General features: G+C 32.9%; 17 protein-coding genes and 2 pseudogenes. 8 read left to right on the top strand and 11 right to left on the bottom strand.

What is annotated here, in order from left to right:
- Positions 1-259 precede the first annotated feature (259 nt).
- Positions 260-1,615 (top strand): MFS transporter, encoded by a 1,356-nt coding sequence (locus ACQH6S_RS05145; RefSeq protein ID WP_425364390.1) that lies wholly within the window; start codon positions 260-262, stop codon positions 1,613-1,615.
- Here the strand turns inward: ACQH6S_RS05145 and ACQH6S_RS05140 are convergent.
- From ACQH6S_RS05140 to ACQH6S_RS05130, 3 genes are all read right to left on the bottom strand, one after another.
- Positions 1,592-2,236 carry an HD domain-containing protein gene (locus ACQH6S_RS05140; RefSeq protein ID WP_425360485.1) on the bottom strand — a complete coding sequence of 215 codons (645 nt, stop codon included), beginning with the start codon at positions 2,234-2,236 and terminating at the stop codon, positions 1,592-1,594. The two genes, ACQH6S_RS05145 and ACQH6S_RS05140, sit on opposite strands and share 24 nt — an antisense overlap.
- Positions 2,237-2,656: 420 nt before the next feature.
- Complete coding sequence (locus tag ACQH6S_RS05135; protein WP_425360001.1) at positions 2,657-3,703, bottom strand: IS110 family transposase; 1,047 nt, start codon at positions 3,701-3,703, stop codon at positions 2,657-2,659.
- 404 nt (positions 3,704-4,107) lie between these two features.
- The gene (locus tag ACQH6S_RS05130; RefSeq protein ID WP_425364389.1) at positions 4,108-4,533 is read right to left on the bottom strand and encodes a bifunctional (p)ppGpp synthetase/guanosine-3',5'-bis(diphosphate) 3'-pyrophosphohydrolase; all 426 of its coding nucleotides are present in this window, start codon (positions 4,531-4,533) and stop codon (positions 4,108-4,110) included.
- Positions 4,534-4,778: 245 nt separating this feature from the next.
- On the opposite strand from ACQH6S_RS05130, the gene ACQH6S_RS05125 reads away from it, so the two are divergent.
- Together ACQH6S_RS05125 and ACQH6S_RS05120 are read left to right on the top strand one after the other, a co-directional pair.
- A complete protein-coding gene (locus tag ACQH6S_RS05125; protein WP_425364388.1) occupies positions 4,779-6,458 on the top strand; it encodes a hypothetical protein in 1,680 nt (559 codons plus the stop codon).
- Between the two features lie 451 nt (positions 6,459-6,909).
- Positions 6,910-8,718 carry an AAA family ATPase gene (locus tag ACQH6S_RS05120; protein WP_425360488.1) on the top strand — a complete coding sequence of 603 codons (1,809 nt, stop codon included), beginning with the start codon at positions 6,910-6,912 and terminating at the stop codon, positions 8,716-8,718.
- Positions 8,719-8,749: 31 nt separating this feature from the next.
- On the opposite strand, the gene ACQH6S_RS05115 is transcribed toward ACQH6S_RS05120, so the two are convergent.
- Entirely contained in the window at positions 8,750-11,638 is a 2,889-nt protein-coding gene (locus ACQH6S_RS05115; protein ID WP_425360489.1) for a hypothetical protein, read from the bottom strand.
- 80 nt (positions 11,639-11,718) lie between these two features.
- Positions 11,719-11,886, bottom strand: coding sequence for a hypothetical protein (locus ACQH6S_RS05110; RefSeq protein WP_425364387.1), 168 nt, complete (start codon positions 11,884-11,886; stop codon positions 11,719-11,721).
- A 292-nt stretch (positions 11,887-12,178) separates the two neighbouring features.
- Between ACQH6S_RS05110 and ACQH6S_RS05105 the strand changes: the two are divergent.
- Positions 12,179-12,806, top strand: a pseudogene (locus ACQH6S_RS05105) (IS5 family transposase); the annotation flags it as partial.
- Positions 12,807-12,927: 121 nt separating this feature from the next.
- Positions 12,928-13,644 (top strand): HD domain-containing protein, encoded by a 717-nt coding sequence (locus ACQH6S_RS05100; RefSeq protein ID WP_425360918.1) that lies wholly within the window; start codon positions 12,928-12,930, stop codon positions 13,642-13,644.
- Between the two features lie 26 nt (positions 13,645-13,670).
- On the opposite strand, the gene ACQH6S_RS05095 is transcribed toward ACQH6S_RS05100, so the two are convergent.
- From ACQH6S_RS05095 to ACQH6S_RS05080, 4 genes and pseudogenes are all read right to left on the bottom strand, one after another.
- Positions 13,671-15,053 carry an MFS transporter gene (locus ACQH6S_RS05095; RefSeq protein WP_425360491.1) on the bottom strand — a complete coding sequence of 461 codons (1,383 nt, stop codon included), beginning with the start codon at positions 15,051-15,053 and terminating at the stop codon, positions 13,671-13,673.
- A 507-nt stretch (positions 15,054-15,560) separates the two neighbouring features.
- Positions 15,561-15,704 (bottom strand): annotated as a pseudogene (locus ACQH6S_RS05090) (transposase); the annotation flags it as partial.
- A gap of 61 nt (positions 15,705-15,765) precedes the next feature.
- Positions 15,766-15,984 carry a hypothetical protein gene (locus tag ACQH6S_RS05085; RefSeq protein ID WP_425364710.1) on the bottom strand — a complete coding sequence of 73 codons (219 nt, stop codon included), beginning with the start codon at positions 15,982-15,984 and terminating at the stop codon, positions 15,766-15,768.
- Between the two features lie 73 nt (positions 15,985-16,057).
- A complete protein-coding gene (locus ACQH6S_RS05080; protein ID WP_133062908.1) occupies positions 16,058-16,393 on the bottom strand; it encodes a hypothetical protein in 336 nt (111 codons plus the stop codon).
- A 41-nt stretch (positions 16,394-16,434) separates the two neighbouring features.
- On the opposite strand from ACQH6S_RS05080, the gene ACQH6S_RS05075 reads away from it, so the two are divergent.
- Together ACQH6S_RS05075 and ACQH6S_RS05070 are read left to right on the top strand one after the other, a co-directional pair.
- The gene (locus tag ACQH6S_RS05075; protein WP_425360492.1) at positions 16,435-16,650 is read left to right on the top strand and encodes a hypothetical protein; all 216 of its coding nucleotides are present in this window, start codon (positions 16,435-16,437) and stop codon (positions 16,648-16,650) included.
- Positions 16,647-17,099: a recombinase family protein gene (locus tag ACQH6S_RS05070; RefSeq protein ID WP_425360493.1), complete on the top strand. Its 453-nt coding sequence runs from the start codon at positions 16,647-16,649 to the stop codon at positions 17,097-17,099. Before ACQH6S_RS05075 ends, ACQH6S_RS05070 begins: the two co-directional genes overlap by 4 nt.
- On the opposite strand, the gene ACQH6S_RS05065 is transcribed toward ACQH6S_RS05070, so the two are convergent.
- The gene (locus tag ACQH6S_RS05065; protein ID WP_425360879.1) at positions 17,026-17,778 is read right to left on the bottom strand and encodes an IS5 family transposase; all 753 of its coding nucleotides are present in this window, start codon (positions 17,776-17,778) and stop codon (positions 17,026-17,028) included. The genes ACQH6S_RS05070 and ACQH6S_RS05065 overlap by 74 nt on opposite strands.
- Positions 17,779-17,986: 208 nt before the next feature.
- On the opposite strand from ACQH6S_RS05065, the gene ACQH6S_RS05060 reads away from it, so the two are divergent.
- Positions 17,987-19,663 carry a recombinase family protein gene (locus tag ACQH6S_RS05060; protein ID WP_425360494.1) on the top strand — a complete coding sequence of 559 codons (1,677 nt, stop codon included), beginning with the start codon at positions 17,987-17,989 and terminating at the stop codon, positions 19,661-19,663.
- Between the two features lie 25 nt (positions 19,664-19,688).
- On the opposite strand, the gene ACQH6S_RS05055 is transcribed toward ACQH6S_RS05060, so the two are convergent.
- Positions 19,689-19,976, bottom strand: a complete 288-nt coding sequence (locus ACQH6S_RS05055) for a hypothetical protein (protein ID WP_425364386.1) — start codon at positions 19,974-19,976, stop codon at positions 19,689-19,691.
- Positions 19,977-19,982 lie beyond the last annotated feature (6 nt).

The raw sequence follows: 19,982 nt of genomic DNA, 5'->3' as shown, positions 1-19,982 counted from the left end.
ATTAGGCTATATCTATAAATATAACAGATTTTTTTGCTCCACTAATAGCTGTTTTCATTATTTTTGCGATATTGGTTATTTTTTTATTTTTTAATAGTAACTTAATATTTATTTAAGTTTTTGTAATATAAAAAATTTCCCCAGACTGTTTAAGCTTTGTTAATCTTTATGTGAAATTGTTAATTAAAATTTAGTATTTCACTTTTAATATTATTTTTTTTTGTTATCATTAATAACCAAGCTATTGATGGTAAGAAAAATGATAGGCTACCCTCAACAACAAACAAGTTTAAACATAGAACAAAAAGAAGCTTTGGGGTTACTATCAATAGGAACCTTCCTTGAATATTTTGATTTGATGGTTTATGTTCACATGGCAGTATTTCTTAACCCCTTATTTTTTTCCGAAACTGATCCACACACTACTGCTTTGTGTTATGCAGCTACTTTTTGCTCAACTTACTTACTTAGACCATTAGGGGCTTTAATATTTGGATGGATAGGTGATAATATAGGGCGTAAGACCACAGTTATCATCACAACCCTTACAATGGCTTGTTCTTGTGTTGTTATGGCTAATCTGCCTACTTACGAACAAATAGGAAATGTAGCGACTTGGGTAGCGATTATTTGCCGGGCTGTGCAAGGTATTTCTTCTATGGGCGAAATAGTAGGGGCAGAACTTTATCTAACTGAAATGCTTAAACCCCCGGTACAATATGCAAGTGTAGGGTTGATGGGAGCTTTTGCTATCCTAGGAACATTAGCGGCTTTAGGAACGGTCTTACTTGTTACTTTGCATATTTTTAACTGGCGTACAGCATTTTGGATTGGGGCAATAATTGCCTTTGTTGGATCTGTTGCCAGAACCAAACTTAGAGAAGCACCAGAATTTGCCGATGCTAAACGTCGAATAAGAAAAATTTTTAAAAGAACTAATACCGATATAACTATTTTACAAGACCGTCCTATTTGGCAAGAAAGAGTTAATAAAAAAACCGTACTAGCTTTCTTTTTATTACAATGTGCTTTACCAGTATGCGTTTATCTTATTTATATATATTGTGCTAATATTTTAAAAACCACCTTTGGTTACACACTATCTAAAGTTATTCAGCATAATTTTCTTGTCTGTTTTATGGAATTGTTAACCACATTAGTATTATGTTATTTAAGTTTAAAAGTATCTCCATTATTAATCATGAGAATTATACTGATAATATTTTCTATTTTTATGATATTTTGTCCGTATTTATTAAATAATCTTAATTCGCCTTATCAGTTATTTTTCATTCAATTCTTTATAGTCTTATGGAAGAAATGCATAAGCCCTGCTACTCCCATTTTTTTAAAAAGCTTTCCTGTATTTAAACGTTTTACCTGTGCTAGCATGACATTTGCTGTATCTCGTGCTTTGATGTATGTTATTAGCTCTTTTGGTTTTGTCTATCTTATTGAGTGTTTTGGCAATTGGGGAATATGGTTTATTATGATTCCGACAATGATCGCTTTTGCTTATGGATTATCTCATTTTGAAAAGCTGGCAAAACCAGCTAAAAATTATCAATACAAGAAACTTCATAAGTTAGAGTTAGATGGAGCCGTTAGTAGATAAATTTTGGTAACATAGCTTTGTTAATTGTCGCTCGGCTATTGGTATTTCCAATTGGACACAAAGAGTTATAAAATATCCTACAGTCTCTTTAACTATTTTCAGTGCCTTTTCTGATGACTTAGCCCTTAGTGTTTGTAAATTATGAATACGATCAAATAATTTAATTAATATCACATCATATCGTTCTTGTTGGAATAACAAATCTAAAGTTTCTTTGGCACTAATCTTGCCATAAGGCTTAATCCTTGTTAAACCTTCAACTTGGTTAGCAACAATACTCCCAAAAATTCGAGCTATCATCTCTTCGGTAAGGGCTGTATCTTCGATCGTGTCGTGCAATAAACTGGTAACGATCATCTCAGTTTTAAATAATGTGGGAATTTCTTGGGCTGTGTACTGGGCAACCATGTATGCTACTTCTATTGGATGAGAGTAATAAGGTTCACCGGATTGCCGCCTTTGACTACCATGATATTTCTTAGTATAGTAGATAGCTTTGATAATTTCTCTGATATCTACTGGATAAGGTACCTTGTTGTTTAGTAAAATCAATTTATTAAGTAACTTATCAGAATAGTCACAACACTCAAACTTTGACTGCCAATTGCCAATATCTTCCATAAATACCTCTCTAATTAGTTTAATTGTACATTAAATTAAACTAATATTGCCAATAAATTTTGGATATCTTTTTCTCGATAATCAAGTTTTTTGCAGAGCTATCTTTAAACGCAAAATTTGTCATATATGGACGAGTGAATTTGTCAACAAAGAAAATAAAAAAATAGAGCCACAAAGGAAGCGGTCATATATTCGGCATCAAGTGCCATAATGGTTTCTGCATTCTTATAAATATCCTTGAGTGACCTCTCATTCCCACGGCTTCTAGAGCCTCGACATAATTACGGATTTTATTCAGAATACTTATTCATTAACTCTTTAACTTTCGTTCTCTTTATTGTTACTATTCTTTACTCACAATATTTATCAATTACCAATTTTTATTTAGTTGACATAGTTTCTTCTTTTTTTCCAACTAAACTAATTTGCAACATATTCGCTACCATTGGTGACTACTGCATAAGCAATCCTTGCTAACTTATTTGCTAAACCAACACATATAATATTATATGATTTATTTTCAGCAAATTTCTTCACTGCCCACTGCACTAGTTTATCTTTTGATTCCTTATCACTTTTTGCTCTTATTGCTATTGTCCTTGCGGCTTGAATCAACATAGTTCTGGCATATCTATCTCCTTGTTTGGTAATCCCTCCTAAAACTATCTTATCTCCTGAGCTATGTTGCTTTGGTACCAAACCAAGCGAAGCAGCAAAATCCCTCGGGGTTGGATAACTTTCCATTGGGGCTACACTCAAACAACTAGCATTGATTGCTCCAATGCCAAAAATTGTCTGCAACCTAGTAGCTTTCTCACTTTGCTTATTATTGCTGATAATCAGCTTTTCTAAAGTTTTTTCTTTGTCACATAAATCCTCAATTTCTTTACATTCTAAAAGTAAAATTGACCTTACCCCAGAATTTATATAACCTTTACTATACGCTAACTCTACCTCCAGCCTACATGATTTGCAAAATTTATTTTTACTTAATTTTGTATTATAGCCATATTCACATAAACTTGATATTGTAGAATTAGTTTTTTGCACACGATCTCTGATCGTATTACTTCTAATTTTATGCAAGAATTTTATATCTTGTTCCTCCTTGCTTTTTAGTAGCACAGTTTTTAATTCTGGATCACGAGCCGCTTTGCATATTGCTAACGCATCGTTATAATCATTTTTCTGTTTCGATGTAGCATAAACTTTTACATCTTTTGTTTTCATTAGTTTGACTTGCAAACCAAGCTTAGCAATTTCCTGTGACCAATAATTAGCTCCTCCACATGCCTCCATAGCTACCAATGAACTTTTATCGAGATTGCTTAAATAGGCTATTAACTCATCTCTTGTAACTTTTTGGTAACCTATTTTTTTGCCATTTTGATCGACTTGCACCAAGTGCATACTATTTTTTGCTAAATCTATTCCTATTATAGTATTTTTTATGCTATTATTTATCATGGTATGGACCTATTAATTAAATTATTATTTAATTTGGAGCAGCTGAAAACTATTTTTCAGCTGACTCCGTACAAGTAAAGCATATTTCGCTTCACTCGTCCATACCATCATTCCCGCGTAGGCGGGAATCTATAATACCTCAGGGGATTTTTAGATCCCTGCTTTCGCAGGGATGACAACCATGATCCTATATTTTATTCAAATCTGCAAAAAAACTTGATTATCGAATTTTAAAAATTCTTTTGGAATTTATGCCAAAGATTTTCAATTATCTGCTCATAAGCAACAAGCTCTGATATAGTCCAATTAAATTGGTTAAAAATATCATATGCCTTATTTATCTCAGTATTAATAGCAGCTGTATTAAGTTTCTCCTCATATAATAACTCTCTTAGTTTTTCTTCCTATATCTTTTTATAGTTCTTATGGTTAGCGCTACCAGATTCTGCCATATTATGCATCCTGTTAGTCCGTATTTGTATTTCTATGTTACAGTCATAGGTATCTGCTATAACTACGATATGCAAAGAACGGTAACCATTATCCTTAGGGTTAGCAATATAGTCTTTGCTCTTCGCCATATTAACAGGATATATCTTGTAAAGAATAGTCAATAATTTATAACATTCATATTGCTTATTAACTATAATCCTAAAACCAATTAGGTCAGTCAATTCTTTCACAGTAATACCCTTCCTTAGCATCTTCTTTAAAGCAGAATAAGGATCTTTTAATCTGTAACGTATTTCAGCTTCTATATAATTTTTACGCAGATTATCCCTAATATTAGCTATAATCTTGTGTAAATCGTTAGTAGTGGTATCTTGCATAATTAATATCACATGAAAAGGAATCTTTGATATGTTAACAAGTAGTAATTAATTTGTCAATTATCAGAAACTAATTAGTTAATAAATCAATAAAAATTTATCATAAAAAACTCCCAAGCTAAATAATGTAGAAAATTAGATATACTTATAAATATGAGCGTATTATACTAAGAATAGAAACACTAATACTGTTTTATATTTTAAAAAGAATGTTCTAATTTATTTTTTCACATGAGGTAAATGTTATGAATACACTAAAAAAAATTATTGAAGACTTGAAAGCTAAAAAAGATATTAAGGAAATAGATTTGACTTGGTGCTTTGGTATTAATCAGATAGATGACGAGGAAGCGAATCTACTAGCCCAAGCCTTAAAACACAATAACACTGTGACAACAATAAATTTGAGTTGTCACAATATAGGCGATGAGGGAACTAAGGCACTAGCACACATCTTAACAAACAATAAATCTATAACAACAGTAAATTTGGATAGCAACAACATAGGCGATGAGGGAGCTAAGGCACTAGCTCAAGCCTTAGCGAATAATAGCACTGTAATGAAAATAGATTTGAGCTGGAACAAGATAGGCAATGATGGAGCTAAGGCACTGGCTCAAGCCTTAGCAAGTAATAGCACTGTAATGAAAATAGATTTGAGCTGGAACAAGATAGGTGGTGAGGGAACTAAGACAATAGCACAAACCTTAACGAGCAATAGCACTGTGACACATATAGACTTGAGTCACAACAAGATAGGCGATAAGGAAGCAAAGCTACTAGCCCAAGCCTTAGAGAACAATAGCACTGTAACGCAAATAAATTTGAGTTACAACGATATAGGTGGTGAGGGAGCTAAGGAACTAGCTCAAACCTTAAAGAACAATAAAACTGTAACACACCTATATTTGGAAAGTAACAAGATAAGCGATGAGGGAGCTAAGGAACTAGCTGATGCCTTAAAGAGCAATAGCACTGTGACACACATATATTTGAAGAACAACTATATAGGCGATGAGGGAGCTAAGGAACTAGCTCAAGCCTTAGAGAGCAATGATACTGTAACGCACATAGATTTGAAGGACAATAAAATAGGCGATGATGGAGTGAAATCACTAGCTCAAACCCTAGAGAACAATAGTACTGTAACAAAAATAAATTTAAAATACAACAAGATAGGCGATGATGGAGTGAAATCACTAGCTCAAGCCTTAAAGAATAACAAAACTGTAACGGACATAAATTTGAATGAAAATTGCATAGGTGATAAAGGAGCGAAAGAATTAGCAGATACTTTAGCGAACAATAGCACTGTAACAAAAATAAATTTGAACAGCAACCAGATAGGCGATGAGGGAACTAAGGCAGTATCTCAAGCCTTAGAGAACAATAAAACTGTAACGCATATAGTTCTGGGCGGAAACCAGATAGGCGATGAGGGAGCTAAGGCACTAGCACAAGCCTTAAAAAACAATAGTACTATAACAGAAGTGCATTTGTGGGGCAACCAAATAAGCGATGAGGGAGCTAAAGCACTAGCTGATGCCTTAAAGAGCAATAGCACTGTGACAGAAATACATTTGTGGAACAACCAGATAAGCAATAAGGGAGCTAAGGCACTAGTACAAGCCTTACAACACAATAACACTTTGACAATAATGAATTTGTGGGACAACAAAATAGGAGATGATTTACTAGAGAATATAAATAAACTATTAAAGAAAAACGTATTACAAGCAGAAGAATTCAAGGGAAAGCCCTCAATACAAGAAAAACCAACAAATGAGACAGAACATAACTCAGAAATAAAGATTGTGAATGAACATGATCAGGAATTAGCTGTTATAAGTACCGTCGATGCTTTGCCTAAAGATGTGGAAGTTATACCTCTTGGTGCTAATGTTTATCCAGTAGAAAACATTTAAGGTTGCAAAAAAATTCTTTTTATATATTACAAAAACCTGAGGAAATATTAAGCTAATTGTTGTTATTCAGGTTTTTGTATTTATTAGAGATAATAGACCTCTTGCATAACCTAAAGATAATTGAGGAATTTTTAGGAAAAACGAAGTCGAGTACCGCAGCGTACTAAGATGTACGTGAGGAACGGAGACGAGTTTTAACAATAAAATTACCAATTAGATTAGGTTAGGCGAGAGGTCTAATGTTAAACATAGCCCCCTGCCCAATATAAATAAAGATTTAAGGATGTATAATTAATGATTGTAATATTTTGTATTTTTAACTCCCAAAAGTTGTGAGTGTTAATTCACTATAAAAAAACAAAAAATTATAAAAATTTTGCTAATTAGCTATTAGTGGACAATAAAAAAGTAGTATAATGGATATTATAGTTGGAAGGAACAGGTGAAAACAATGATAGAAGAAAAAAATAATATTAATTACCAACCAAGAATGTTTGTTGGTACCGATGACTTCTACGATTTGTTGATTAATAGCGACATATTTGTTGATAAGAGTCTAATGATCAAGGAATTGTTAGAAGATAGTGGTAAAGTCACCTTGATCACCCGCCCAAGGCGTTGGGGTAAAAGTCTGAATATGGATATGGTGCGGAGATTTCTAGAAATAGAAGTGGATAAGTATGGGATACAATTGCCGCAAGAACAAGGAGTTAATCATAAGCTGTTTAGCGGAGGAGAAGTGGATTTAGGCTTTGATGAGACTAAAGAACTAAAGCCATTGAAAATTGCTAATGTAGCAAACTCTATGAAACGTCAAGGTCAATTTCCAGTTATTATTATAAGTTTCAAGGGCGTTAGGGGCAGTAGTTATGAGGAGATTGAAAGTAAAATCAGCTATCAAATAACTAAGTTATTTAGTAATTATCGTTATTTAAAACGTTATGTAAGTGAGAAAGAATATTTATTGGAAGAAGCGGAAAAAGAGCAATTAACTAGATATTTTTCTGGAAAGTTTAACAAAGTAGAACTTGAGAATAGTTTAAAATTTCTAAGCGACTTACTTTATAAACATTTTAATCAAAAGGTCTATATATTAATCGACGAATATGATACACCAATTAATAGCTCCTACATGGAATTTGGTCATAAAGAAGAGTTTAATCAGGTACTTAAACTATTCCGGGCAATATTTGGCAATAGTCTTAAAACCAATGATTCATTACAAAAAGGTGTTATTACCGGCATATTGCGTGTTGCTAAGGCTAATTTGTTTTCAGATTTGAATAATTTAACTGAATGTAGTTTACTAGATGAAAGATTTTCTAACAGTTACGGGTTTACTCAAGCAGAAGTTGATGAATTATTAACTAAAGTACCAACCACTACAAAGCCAGAAGAAATTAAAAATTGGTATAATGGCTATAATTTTGGCGGAGAAATCATTTATAATCCATGGTCGATTATGCAATGTTTGGCAAGTAAAGGCAAGCTTGATCACTATTGGATTGATAGTGGTGGGACTGATTGGATTGATCATGTACTGCTCTCAGACGAGATGCAACAAAATATCCAGGCTTTAGTTGCAGGTAAAACGATTACTTCTTCTATTACTAAACATATAAATTTTGCTGATATTAACAAACCAGAAGGGTTATTTAGCTTATTATTATTTAGTGGTTATCTAAATCCTGCAGCCAAGATGTCAGAACAAGATATTTACGAACTATCTATCCCTAATTATGAGGTAAAATATATCTACCAAAAAAGAATGGTGCAATGGGTTAGTAAACAATTAGATATTGATAATTCTGGCTATTATTCTTTCGTTACTTTATTACCAGATGGTAGAATAGAGGAGTTTAAGGAGCGTCTGCAGGAATTGTTACTTAATTCTACTAGTTTTCATCAAACAGGAAAGAAAAAAGCTGAATTATTTTATAGTGGCTTTATGCTCGGCTTTATTAATATGCTAGGTTCTAATTATATAATATCGAGTGAACAAGAATCAGGGGATGGCAGAGCTGACGTTGTAATGATTCCAAAAATTGGTAAAGGTGATAAAGCGATGATTATCGAGTATAAAATCGCTAAATCCTCAGAAGAGCTAGCAGATATAGCTAAATCTGGTTTACAACAAATTATTAATAAAAAATATGATAGTAAAATAAAAGAGTACTCACATGTAAAACAAATATTAAAAATTTCTATGGCATTTTGTGGAAAAAATATGGAGTTAGAATATGAGGTAACTAAGTTCTAATAATAGAGCTTAGTTACTTGGATAGTAACTTTTATGATTCCTCTCCAGTGCATTCTACTTCATCATCAGGATAATCTTCTGTATTAGTAAAATAATCTTCTGGAAAGATATTGGGCTTTAAAATATCATCCTTTTCCTGTGTATAGGCAGCACCAGAAACTGGTATAACCTTAATGGTATTAAGCTGAAACTCCTTCTTTACAGCAGTATGATTACATTCTTGACCAAATACCATTAAAACAGCCCCATCCTTGTTTTTATAAATTTTTTCTGCCAATAACCTACTATCTTTATTTATTTTAAGCTCTGGTAAATATTTTCCTAATATTTTAACTCCATTATGATTAGAATCTTTTGCAATACCTTTCTCTAAAGCAGTAATAAATGCTTTCTGTTTAAAGATATCTAATGAACCTAACAAATCAGGATCAATTATAGCATAAATATTATGGTGTTTCTTACTACCAATATTTACAATATTTTTATTCTCTGTTGTATATTCTCCCTTGTTAGGAATATTCCAAAGTTGATGTTTTTCTTGATGATAATCAGAAGTCTTATCTTGAGAAAATCGAGCATTTTTTTTAAGATTTTGATAATATTGATGTATAATTGTCCAATGGTTTAAACATTTTGTAACAAAATTTTCTTTATATAAGGAATTTTCTTTAATATCAGCAATATTACTTGCCTCAGTTTCAAACTTTTTTTCAGAGCTATATTCTTCTGAATAAGAATTAGACGAATCAACATCATCGCTCATAGAAGTAACGATTTGTTGTTCTTTACTAACAGTTTGATTTATAATTTCTAAAGAAAAAGTAACTTCATCATCTTCAGCGATTTTATTAATAACGCTTTTAATCTCGTTTTGTAAGTTTGGGGTTGTTGCAGACTCTATTAATAATAGATGATACTGACATATATCCATTATTGTTTGAAAATCACTTAAAAACTCTTGCTTTATGGCATTACATGCACTGTAGGTTTCTTTTATATAACTCAAATTTTCTTTTAAAAATTCTTTATTATTCTCCGCAAATGCCTTTAACACTAACCCTAATTTAACCTCATTAAGGTAAATTTTAGGGCTTATTTCATATTGAGAGGCTTTATAGAATTTTAACGATTTTTCTGCCAAATCTAAATAATGTTTAGTTTGAGCTAAATCTTCAATCGTTAAATATAAATCCGCCACTTTTATGATAGTTATAAAATCTTTTCCTAAATTATCCTTTTTTAAAAGCTTATCTAAAACTTTTTGATAATTTATTTGTTCTATCTCATTTTTAGACCAATATTTTAAACAACTTAAAACCCTCAAGGCAACCTCAGACCCGCCACTCTCAAAGTTCTGGTCATCAACTATCTCTTTGATCGTGCTAACACTACACTCCCCTGTTTGCATGAGGAATCCATCTAAAAACTTTTTAATAGTTACCTGGATTTCTTTGCTTTGTTTTGAAAAAGCTTGCTTAATTATTTCTAGATGGTCCTTTATCCTTAGGACAAACTCTCGATCAAAACTAGGATATAAAAACAAATTCATGAATATTTCTTTAGCTTCGCCAGATAATTCAGATTTATTAACTAAATTATTAACTATCCCATCTTTAAATGTACTACTCTCTATATTATGTAAAGCTATTAGTAGACTATAAAAATCTTCCTCTATCTCAACACCATTAGCATATTCGATTAATTTTAATGATAATTCAATTATCTCTTTAAAATCTGCCTTATACTTACAATAGTTAAGGCGTAGCCTTAAAGCCTCGTGTTTTCCCTCGTTGAGTACATTATTCTCATCAGCCAAGCTTAATTTAACTAGTTCACGAGTATACTCATCTAATAATTTTTCCTCTTGGGCTGTTAATCCTCTCCCGAACCTCTTTTCATATATATTTATTAACTCTTCATAGTGAAACATCTTTAATGAATCTAATGGTATATACTCTATAATAGACTCTATTATTTTTATATAATCAGGATTTGTCTTATCATAACATTTCTTTAGAAATGCATCCATAACCCAAATATCGTACTCTTTATTCCCATGACGTAGAAAAAATAATTTCATGCATCTAGAAATTTCATCTACTCTGTTATTTAAGATAACATAGAAACATTCTAAAAGTTCTACTGACGTCCCTAAAAGCTCTGCTGACTTCTTTTCTTTTTTGGATACAACTGAACATCCTCCTATTTTTTCTGTGGATATAGAGGAATGTTCTTCTAATTTTTGCTTTAATTCCTTTATATTTTTATCGTAGCATTCTTTATTGAAATCTTGCTTTAGTATTTCTGAAGCTTTTTTAGCCCCTTTTTCTTTTAGCCATTTAATTAATTTTTTATTTTTATTTATGTCTGGTTTATTGTTTAATGTCTCATGTAAAGATTCAACCCAATCTAATAATGTTAATCCATCCTTTAATCTATTGGGATTAAATAAATCCTCAGCCCAAATACTCTTCAATAAATATTCGATAATACCTTCTTCATCTTCTTCGCCTTTTTTGCATTTCTTTAAATGCTCACGAGTGAGTATAAAATTATATAATGTCGTCTTACATAATTTAAAGATTCCTGTAGTTTCGTTTGTTTTTGCAGTCCCATCTGTTTTTTTAATAAAACCCAACAAAAATTGCTCGATAAGCTCTACATATTTTATTTTTTGTTTATTAGTTATATCATCTGCACCAAGGGAACATAAAATACGTTCCACTATAAAATCTCCTATAGTAAAATTATCACGCCCCTTTATAGGTGTACATAAAATTTCTTTTAATCGCTCAGAGTGGTTTTGTGCAATACTACTATTATCTGCTGAGCTAGTAGTTGCTGAGCTGCTAATTGATAAGCTAGTAGTTACAACAGTTTTTTTAGAAGTTTTTTGAGGGGGTTTATATTTTTTGGGCATATAAATAAACTTAATAACCAAGGATTAATGATACTATTTAATTTAGAGTCAATTGATGAGAGGTTGGTAACGTCGTCCGCTCACCTATTACTTATAGGCGTTGCTCCATCGCTCCTACTACTCAATTCTCCTGAATTGATATAGCAGCTTGAGAATGTAACGACAAAGCTTACTATCTTACCATATTTAAATAAATTACACAATAAATTCATAGAACAACCAGATTCCCGCCTACGCGGGAATGACAAATTTTACATTTAAAGGTAAATGTTGTGACTCGGATATATTCAAATTCCCTTCAAACAACCTACTAAAATTCATGCAACTGTTGATGCTTTAGGAAATCCTACAGCTTTTCATTTAACCCCTGGTGAGTCTATAAGTATTAAACAGCATAAAACGTCATTGCGAGGAAGACCGTAGGTCGACGAAGCAATCCACAAAATTAACCAAAAATGGATTGCCACGACCACTACGTGGTCTCGCAATGACGAAAAAGCTATCTAAAATCCGCTCCACCTTCTAACTTTCAACAGTTGTGGTATACCGTGGAGAGACTTACCAGAAAGATTTGGAGATTTTAGAGTAATTCATACAAGACATACACGTTGGAGCCAAAAAGAGGTATGGAAGAAGGTTTTTGAACTACTTACACAAGATGCAGATAATGAATATAGTATGATTGATTCAACGATTGTTAGAGTACATCAACATAGTGCCGGAGCTAAAAAAAAGCCATAGTAGATGACCAGCAATAGGTCGTAGTAAAGGCGGTTTATCAACTAAAATTCATGCAACTGTTGATGCTTTAAGAAATCCGGCAGCTTTTTATTTAACCCCTGGTCAGTCGCATGATTTACAAGGCTCTGATGCTTTAATGGAAACTTTGACAAAAGCGGATACCGTAATTGCAGATAAGGCTTATGATGCTGAGGCAAGAATGAGGAATAAGATAAAAGATAAGAATTACACTCCTGTAATTCCATCCAAGAAGAATCGTAAATTTCCTATAGAATATGATATAGAGCTTTATAAGTATCGTCATTTAATTGAAAATTTCTTTGCAAAACTTAAACAATCTCGAGGCATTGCTACGCGTTATGATAAACTAGCTCAGAATTTTCTGGGAGTAATTTATTTGGCTTCTTCTGTAATATTACTTAATTGATGACACGCCCTAGTTTGGCAATTAAAAATATATTATTTTAAGAAACATGTAATAAATGCTTAGCGATGATTCAATTTATGGTATAATATCTAGATATGATATAATGATAAGGAAGATTTTTATGACAGATAGTACTAAATGGTCGTCAAAATATGCAGATTGTAAATATGCTACTAAGTTAATCAATAGATTAGAAGAGCTAAACCAACAAGTAATGCAACCAGTAAATATGAATGAGGTTAAGAGGGCTATCTATTATACCAAAAAATATCATGGTAGCCAAATGCGACTATCCGGGACTCCCTATTACTCCCATCCGATAGAGGTAGCACACATGGTTGCCGAATATACAGGATTAGAAATGCCCAAATACTTCAGGACTGATATGATCATTACCAGTTTACTGCATGATGCTCTTGAAGATACGGAATTAACCGAAAATATTATCTCTCAAGTTTTTAGCAAACAAATTGCCAACCAAGTGCTAGACTTGACTAGGGTTAAAACTCATGAAAAGATCAGCTCAGCAGAAACATTAGAGCTATTATTTCACCAAAAAAAATATGATATAGTATTGATTAAATTATTTGATCGAATTCATAACTTACAAACCATAGGAGCTAAATCACCAGAAAAGGCAATAAAGATCATTAATGAGACAATAAAGTACTTTTTAATTATTTCTACATACTTAGAAGCGCCCCAAGCCGAGCAACAATTAATAAAATTATGTCAAAGCTTTTCGACTAACCAACCAAGTACCAATGAGTTTAAGAATAATCCCCAGACGCTTTTACCAATTCTTCAAAATGCAATAGCCCGTATGCAGAAGATATAATTGACTCAAATAATTGTTTTTTGCGGCTAATTAGCTACTTCCTCTTCCTTATAAACAGCTATGTCCCTATGACTTATAGGATAACCACCACACTCTTTTGTCAACTTTTCAAAATAAAATAGTCCGTAAGTAAAACCAATAATTATCGGAACCATAATAAACCATAATCCCCAATGACCAAAATGGTCAGTAAGGTAGATAAAACCAAAAGCAGTTATTATATACATCAAAGCCCGAGATATAGCAGCTGTAATGCTAGCACAGGTAAAACGTTTAAAGACCGGAAAGTTTTTATAAAAAATGGAACCAGCGGGATTTACGGATACAACTAATAAAATCATAACAAATTGCATTAAAAATAACTGATAAGGAGCATTAAGATGATTCAATAAATACGGACAAAATATGATAAAAATAGAACATATTATGAGCATAATTTTTATGATTAATAATGGATATATTTTTAAACTTAAATAACATAATATTAATGCGGTTAAAAGCTCGATTAGACAGACAATAAAATTATGATGAATAATTTCAGCCATGGTATAACCAAAGTTAGTTTTTAAAATATTAGCACAATATATATAAAGAAAATAAAAACATATTGGTCCAAAACATTGTAATAAAAAAAACGCAATTACGGTTTTTTTATTAACTCTCTCTTGGCAAATAGGATGGTTTATTAAGCTAGCTGTATCAATATTAGTTTTTTCAAAAACTTTTTTAATTCGACGTTTGGCATCAGCAAATTCTGGTGTTTCTCGTAGCTTTGTTCTGGCAGCAGTGCCAATCAATGCCACTGCTGCACCCAGCCAAAATGCCAAACGCCAGTTAAAACCATGCATCGTGACAAGTGAGGCAATACCTAAAGCCCCTAACCCTCCTAAGGCAGCAAAAGCTCCTAATGATCCTACAGTTGCATATTGGATTGGTGGCTTAAGCGTTTCCGTTAAATAAAGCTCTGCCCCTATTATTTCATTCATAGAAGAAATACCTTGAATAACACGGCAGATAGTTAATATCCAAGTAGCTGTCACCCCTATCTGAGCATAAGTAGGTAGATTAGCCATGACAAGACATGAGGTAGCCATCATAAAAGTTGTCATGATTACTGTTGATTTGCGTCCTATAGTATCGCCTAACCAACCGAATATTGCTGCCCCAATAGGTCGAAAAACATAAGTGGAACAAAAAGAAAAAGATATCATTAAAGAGGCGGTCTTAGGATCAGACGGTTCAAAAAATAATTCATTAAGAACTCCTGCCATATGGACATATAGCAGCAGGTCAAAATATTCGAGGAATGTGCCAATTGATAGCAGCCCAACGGATTCTTTTTGTTCTTTGGTAAGGTTAGTCTGCTGATTAGGGATAATCCTGGTATTTTCTTGAACAACTTCACTCATAATTGACCTGGTGTTGTTGTTGACTTCTGATAGCTCATATTTCTCCAGTGATTAATTTTTATATTTTGTGTTAATATATTTAGTATATAACATTTTATCGCTGCACTAAGTGATATAAGAAAAATAAATTTTATTCTGGCGTCATTGCGAGACCACATAGTGGTCGTGGCAATCCACGCTTATTGGATTGCTTCGTCGGCTTACGCCTCCTCACAATGACGTCTTTAACCTTAATAGTTACAATTTTAATTAAATATAACTCGTATTAAATAGTCAACTAGATTTTATGTTAATTTAATAAAAATATGATTTTTTAAATATAAATTAAAATTAGAGGAAAAAAGCTTATGAATACTAAAATTTTAAGAGTACAACCCAGTAACGGGGATAGTAACGTTGCAAAAGTACAAATTTCACTCTACATTCCTCGCAATGACGTTGACCACATATGACTTTAAACTACCTGGTCTAAAACTGCTTCCTCTTCCAACTTTCAACAGTTATGCACGGTATACCAGCACGATATCTATATAATACAGCTTCTACGAATAATCTATTATCTTTGGCACTTGCTCCTACGTCTCCTTCTTTTCCAGGTAAAATATCCTTTATCCTTTCCCATTGATTATCTCTTAAAGCATATCTGTGCATTGGTCACCTTCTTATTTTTTTACCAATATCTAATTGGCCTCATCCTAATATTTATGTCAACTTAATTGATGACACGCCCTAGTTCTCTTGCTATTTCTGTAAGTGTTAACGAGCTGCCTTCTTCTACTAAACGACGAAACGCCAATAAACCAGGTATTTTATGACCATACCCTTTCTGGTATCCCTCCTTTGCCTTTATATCTCCAGTTTCTTTCTTTAATCTAATCCAGTCATAGATTATTGATCGACTAATTTTGAAGGTCTCGCATGTAAGAGCTATTTTCTTATATTTCTCATAATGTTCTATAACTCTAGAACGTAAATCTTAACTGTATGCTGTCGCCCATAGTACCCTACAATTTTTGTAACAATGTAGGGAAGTAGGGATCAAAATCGGTAATTGAGTCATACTCCAAAATTCTTTTTAATACCGCTTTTGCCTTGTTACTTGCCTGTTTCAAGCAGTTCCTTAAATGATCCAATCCGTATGTAAAAAATGACACTAATTGTTTTGGATAAGTTTTCTGAGTTCTAATTCTTATGGGTTTTATCTCGTTTTGTATTAGCCCATTTTTTATTATTAAAGCCGATGCAATAGCACAAACTGTAACTAATTTCACGAATCTATCTGGGTTTGTTATATGACTTTTTTCAATATCAAAGCCACCGCTTTTGAGATGTTTAAACAACCGTTCTATCTTCCATTATTAAAACATCTATAAGTTTTAATTTGACAAATTTAGAACAATCCCCGACACTTAACAAATCAGTATTGCTAAACTTGGTTGATTGGGTAAGAAAATATCATGCAAGGCATTCCTATATTGGAACCAATGAAATGGGAGAGAATCCCCAAAGAGAATCGTCATCGCCTAATAACTCTATTAGCAACATTATCATTGAAAAAATTGCCAAAATCGATAATAAATATGGAGAAGGCAAATGATAGACAAGGAGAAACAATCAACTCAGAGAATATTATCAAGTGGCAAGATTCAAGCCTATCACCACGATCGTCTGGCGATAGTGTATATAAGGCAGTCAACGCTGCAACAAGTAGAACGGCATAGTGAATCTACTAAATTGCAGTATAATTTAGTAGAGAGAGCTTATGCTCTAGGCTGGAGTGCTGATAAAGTACTTATAATAGATGATGATTTGGGGCGGTCTGGTGCAACTGCTGAAGGTCGTCCTGGATTTCAGCGTTTAGTTGCTGAAGTTGGATTAGACCATGTTGGTATAGTACTAGGAATAGAAGTATCGAGGTTAGCACGATCATGCAAAGATTGGTACCAATTACTAGGTTCTGTTGACAAAATTTTTAACGTAACCATATTAAAGCTCCAACAAAATTTAGAAAGGCTAAAAAGGTGGCTGGGGCTTTATCAAACCTAGAAAATATACGCCTAAAATGTTTGATTTTACCAAAGAAACATTCAATTAAATGGCGTTCTTTATAAATATGTTTATCATATTCACGTTGTACTTTACGATTAGATTTTGGTGGGATAACAACCTCGCACCCCTTATTTTCTAAGCTTTCTACAAACGCACTACTATCATATCCTTTATCACCTATCACCGTCGTATTCTGAACATCTTTAGTAAGATTTTCAGCCTGAGTGATATCATTTCTTTGCCCAGCAGTTAGTATAAACTTCAGTGGGTTACCCAATGCATCAACGAGGGCATGAATTTTAGTACTAAAACCACCTTTGCTTCTACCTAAAGCTGCTTCCTCTTGATTACCTTTAATATATCCAGATGAGCAAGCATGTGCTCTTACAATAGTTGCATCAATCATCATTGATTCCATATCTACATCTACTTTAACATGATCCATTAAAGCTTCCCATATACCTTTGTCAACCCATCTCTTAAATCTGCGATAAACACTGTACCAACAACCATAATAATCAGGCAGAAGACGCCATTGACAACCTGTTCTAGCAATAAACCATATTGCTTCAATAAACTGTCTTATTTTTTCCTCATTCTTGTTGTGTATAGCTTTTTTTTTCTTAAAAAATGATAAAATTGCTTCCCATGCTTGGTCTTCTATGTAATACTTCATATCGGTAGTTTCTTGGTTTCGATAACTAGAAACTACCATTTCTTCTTACTATTGCAACTTCTTTATTCTACTCTGATAACTTAACATAAAATTTTGTCAACAGAACCTAGAAGTATGTGCACTTTTTAGAACCATTATTGCTGATACTGATGGTATTTATGATCCGGTATCCTATAATGATCGACTATTATTAGGTCTTAAAGGTACAATGTCTGAAGCAGAGTTACATATAATTAAGCAACGCATGCTACAAGGGAAGAAAGCAAAAGCACGTCGAGGTGAGTTAGGCATGCAAGTTGCTATGGGATATGTTAGACGACCATCTGGCGAAATTGTTAAAGATCCAGATGAGCAAGCACAGGCAACTATTCAGATGGTATTTGAGTTATTTGAAAAATTTTCTACAATTAATGCAGTATTAAAATACTTAGTCAGTCATAAAATAAAAATGCCTTATAGAGAGCGTAGCGGTTTGCAAAAAGGTGAACTAACCTGGCATCGTCCTAATAGGAATACTTTAGGAAATCTATTACATAATCCCATATATGCAGGTGCTTATGTATATGGACGCAGACCAACAGAGGCACATAGAAAAAAACCTGGCAGACGATCTACGGGGCGTATTGTTGCTAAAATGTCAGATTGGCAAGTATTGTTAAAAGACAAAGTTCCTGCTTATATTAGTTGGCAACAATATGAACGTAATGGCAGACAATTATTATCTAACTCCATACAAGGAATTGGTGTAGCAAGGCATGGTAATGCACTATTAGCCGGACTTGTTGTTTGTGGTCGCTGTGGTTTACGAATGGCAACTTGCTATACAAATAATGGTAATAAATTGCGTTATAGTTGTAGCAGAATGTCTGTAGATTATGGTGAAGATGTTTGCCAATCATTGGTTGGCAATGTTTTGGATGAACTAATTGCTAAGCAGGCATTAGAAGTGTTAAAGCCAGAAGCTTTGGAAGTTAGTTTACGAGTGGCAACAGACCTTGAAACCGAACATAATAATTTACAAAAATATTGGCAAAAACAATTAGAGAGAGGACGATATGAAGTTGAGAGGGCATATCGGCAATATAATTCTTCAGAACCTGAGAATCGTCTTGTCACAAGAACTCTTGAGAAAAAGTGGGAAGAATCATTATCTGCAGAAGAAAAGTTAAAACAGGAATATGCCAAATTCTTAGCTGAACAATCAAAAATTCTGTCTGATGTTGAGCGTCAAACTATATATAAATTAGCTTCTGATATTCCTGCTTTATGGTCATCGTCAACTACTACGGTAGAAGAACGCAAAGAAATTTTACGTTTACTAATAGAATGTGTTGTTGTAAAAATAGAAGGTGTAACAGAGAAAGTCTTGGTAGAAATACATTGGGCTGGTGGATATAAAACTAATACTAATCTTGTTCGTCCTGTGGCAAAATTGGAGCAACTTAGTTATTATGGTAAACTGCTTGAACTAGTAGCCAGTCTCAAAAGCCAAGATATGACATTACAGCAAATTGCTGATATTTTAAATCAACAAGAAGGGTGGCGTCCAGCAAAGCTGTTAAATATTTTTAATGAGAACACGGTTAGTAGCCTACTTATACGTAGTGGTGTAACAGCTACTAACAAAAGAACATTATCAGGAGAAATTAATCGTAGGCAAAATGAATTTACTTTTCGTGAATTATCGCAAAAAATCAATATACCAGAACCAACTTTATATAGATGGATGCAAAGAGAGCAATTAAAAGTCAGGAAAGTTTACAACTCATCACAACGTTGGATTTGGCTAATTACAGCCGATGAGCAAGAGATTAAAAGGTTGATCTCATTAAGAGAACAACCGAAACAGTGGATTTACCATTCCAGGGTAAAAAAGGTAGAATAATAAACAAATAACTATTACAGAGGCATTATGACTGGCAAACTTCAATTGACCAGCGAAATTTATATAAAGCAAAAATTTTTACATCAATATCACCACTAGCTGCAACAACCATTAGTTCGCTTTTATCATTTCTATATGCAGATAATGTAACTACATGTCCCCATAACATGCCTTTAATTTCAAGGTATTCAAGGGGTTTTACATTATTAAAACTTTTTCCCACTGGTTTAATTTGCAAAGCATTGATAATTCGAATCAGCATATCTTTTCTAAGAGGAATCGCAAATTTAATTTGTTTGCTATAGTAAATCAAATTGAA

The sequence above is a fragment of the Candidatus Tisiphia endosymbiont of Mystacides longicornis genome (assembly GCF_964031095.1).
Taxonomy (GTDB): Bacteria; Pseudomonadota; Alphaproteobacteria; order Rickettsiales; family Rickettsiaceae; genus Tisiphia.
The sequence above is the reverse complement of the archived record's forward strand: the minus strand, read 5'-3'. Positions and strand labels throughout refer to the sequence as shown.

Bases quoted from the DNA above. Each gene is read 5' to 3' on its own strand.
- ACQH6S_RS05130 (WP_425364389.1), bottom strand. From the start codon at position 4,533: ATGCAAGATACCACTACTAACGATTTACACAAGATTATAGCTAATATT.
- ACQH6S_RS05070 (WP_425360493.1), top strand. From the start codon at position 16,647: ATGATAGACAAGGAGAAACAATCAACTCAGAGAATATTATCAAGTGGC.
- ACQH6S_RS05145 (WP_425364390.1), top strand. From the start codon at position 260: ATGATAGGCTACCCTCAACAACAAACAAGTTTAAACATAGAACAAAAA.
- ACQH6S_RS05095 (WP_425360491.1), bottom strand. From the start codon at position 15,053: ATGAGTGAAGTTGTTCAAGAAAATACCAGGATTATCCCTAATCAGCAG.
- ACQH6S_RS05135 (WP_425360001.1), bottom strand. From the start codon at position 3,703: ATGATAAATAATAGCATAAAAAATACTATAATAGGAATAGATTTAGCA.
- ACQH6S_RS05065 (WP_425360879.1), bottom strand. From the start codon at position 17,778: ATGAAGTATTACATAGAAGACCAAGCATGGGAAGCAATTTTATCATTT.
- ACQH6S_RS05140 (WP_425360485.1), bottom strand. From the start codon at position 2,236: ATGGAAGATATTGGCAATTGGCAGTCAAAGTTTGAGTGTTGTGACTAT.
- ACQH6S_RS05120 (WP_425360488.1), top strand. From the start codon at position 6,910: ATGATAGAAGAAAAAAATAATATTAATTACCAACCAAGAATGTTTGTT.
- ACQH6S_RS05125 (WP_425364388.1), top strand. From the start codon at position 4,779: ATGAATACACTAAAAAAAATTATTGAAGACTTGAAAGCTAAAAAAGAT.
- ACQH6S_RS05100 (WP_425360918.1), top strand. From the start codon at position 12,928: ATGACAGATAGTACTAAATGGTCGTCAAAATATGCAGATTGTAAATAT.
- ACQH6S_RS05115 (WP_425360489.1), bottom strand. From the start codon at position 11,638: ATGCCCAAAAAATATAAACCCCCTCAAAAAACTTCTAAAAAAACTGTT.
- ACQH6S_RS05060 (WP_425360494.1), top strand. From the start codon at position 17,987: ATGTCTGAAGCAGAGTTACATATAATTAAGCAACGCATGCTACAAGGG.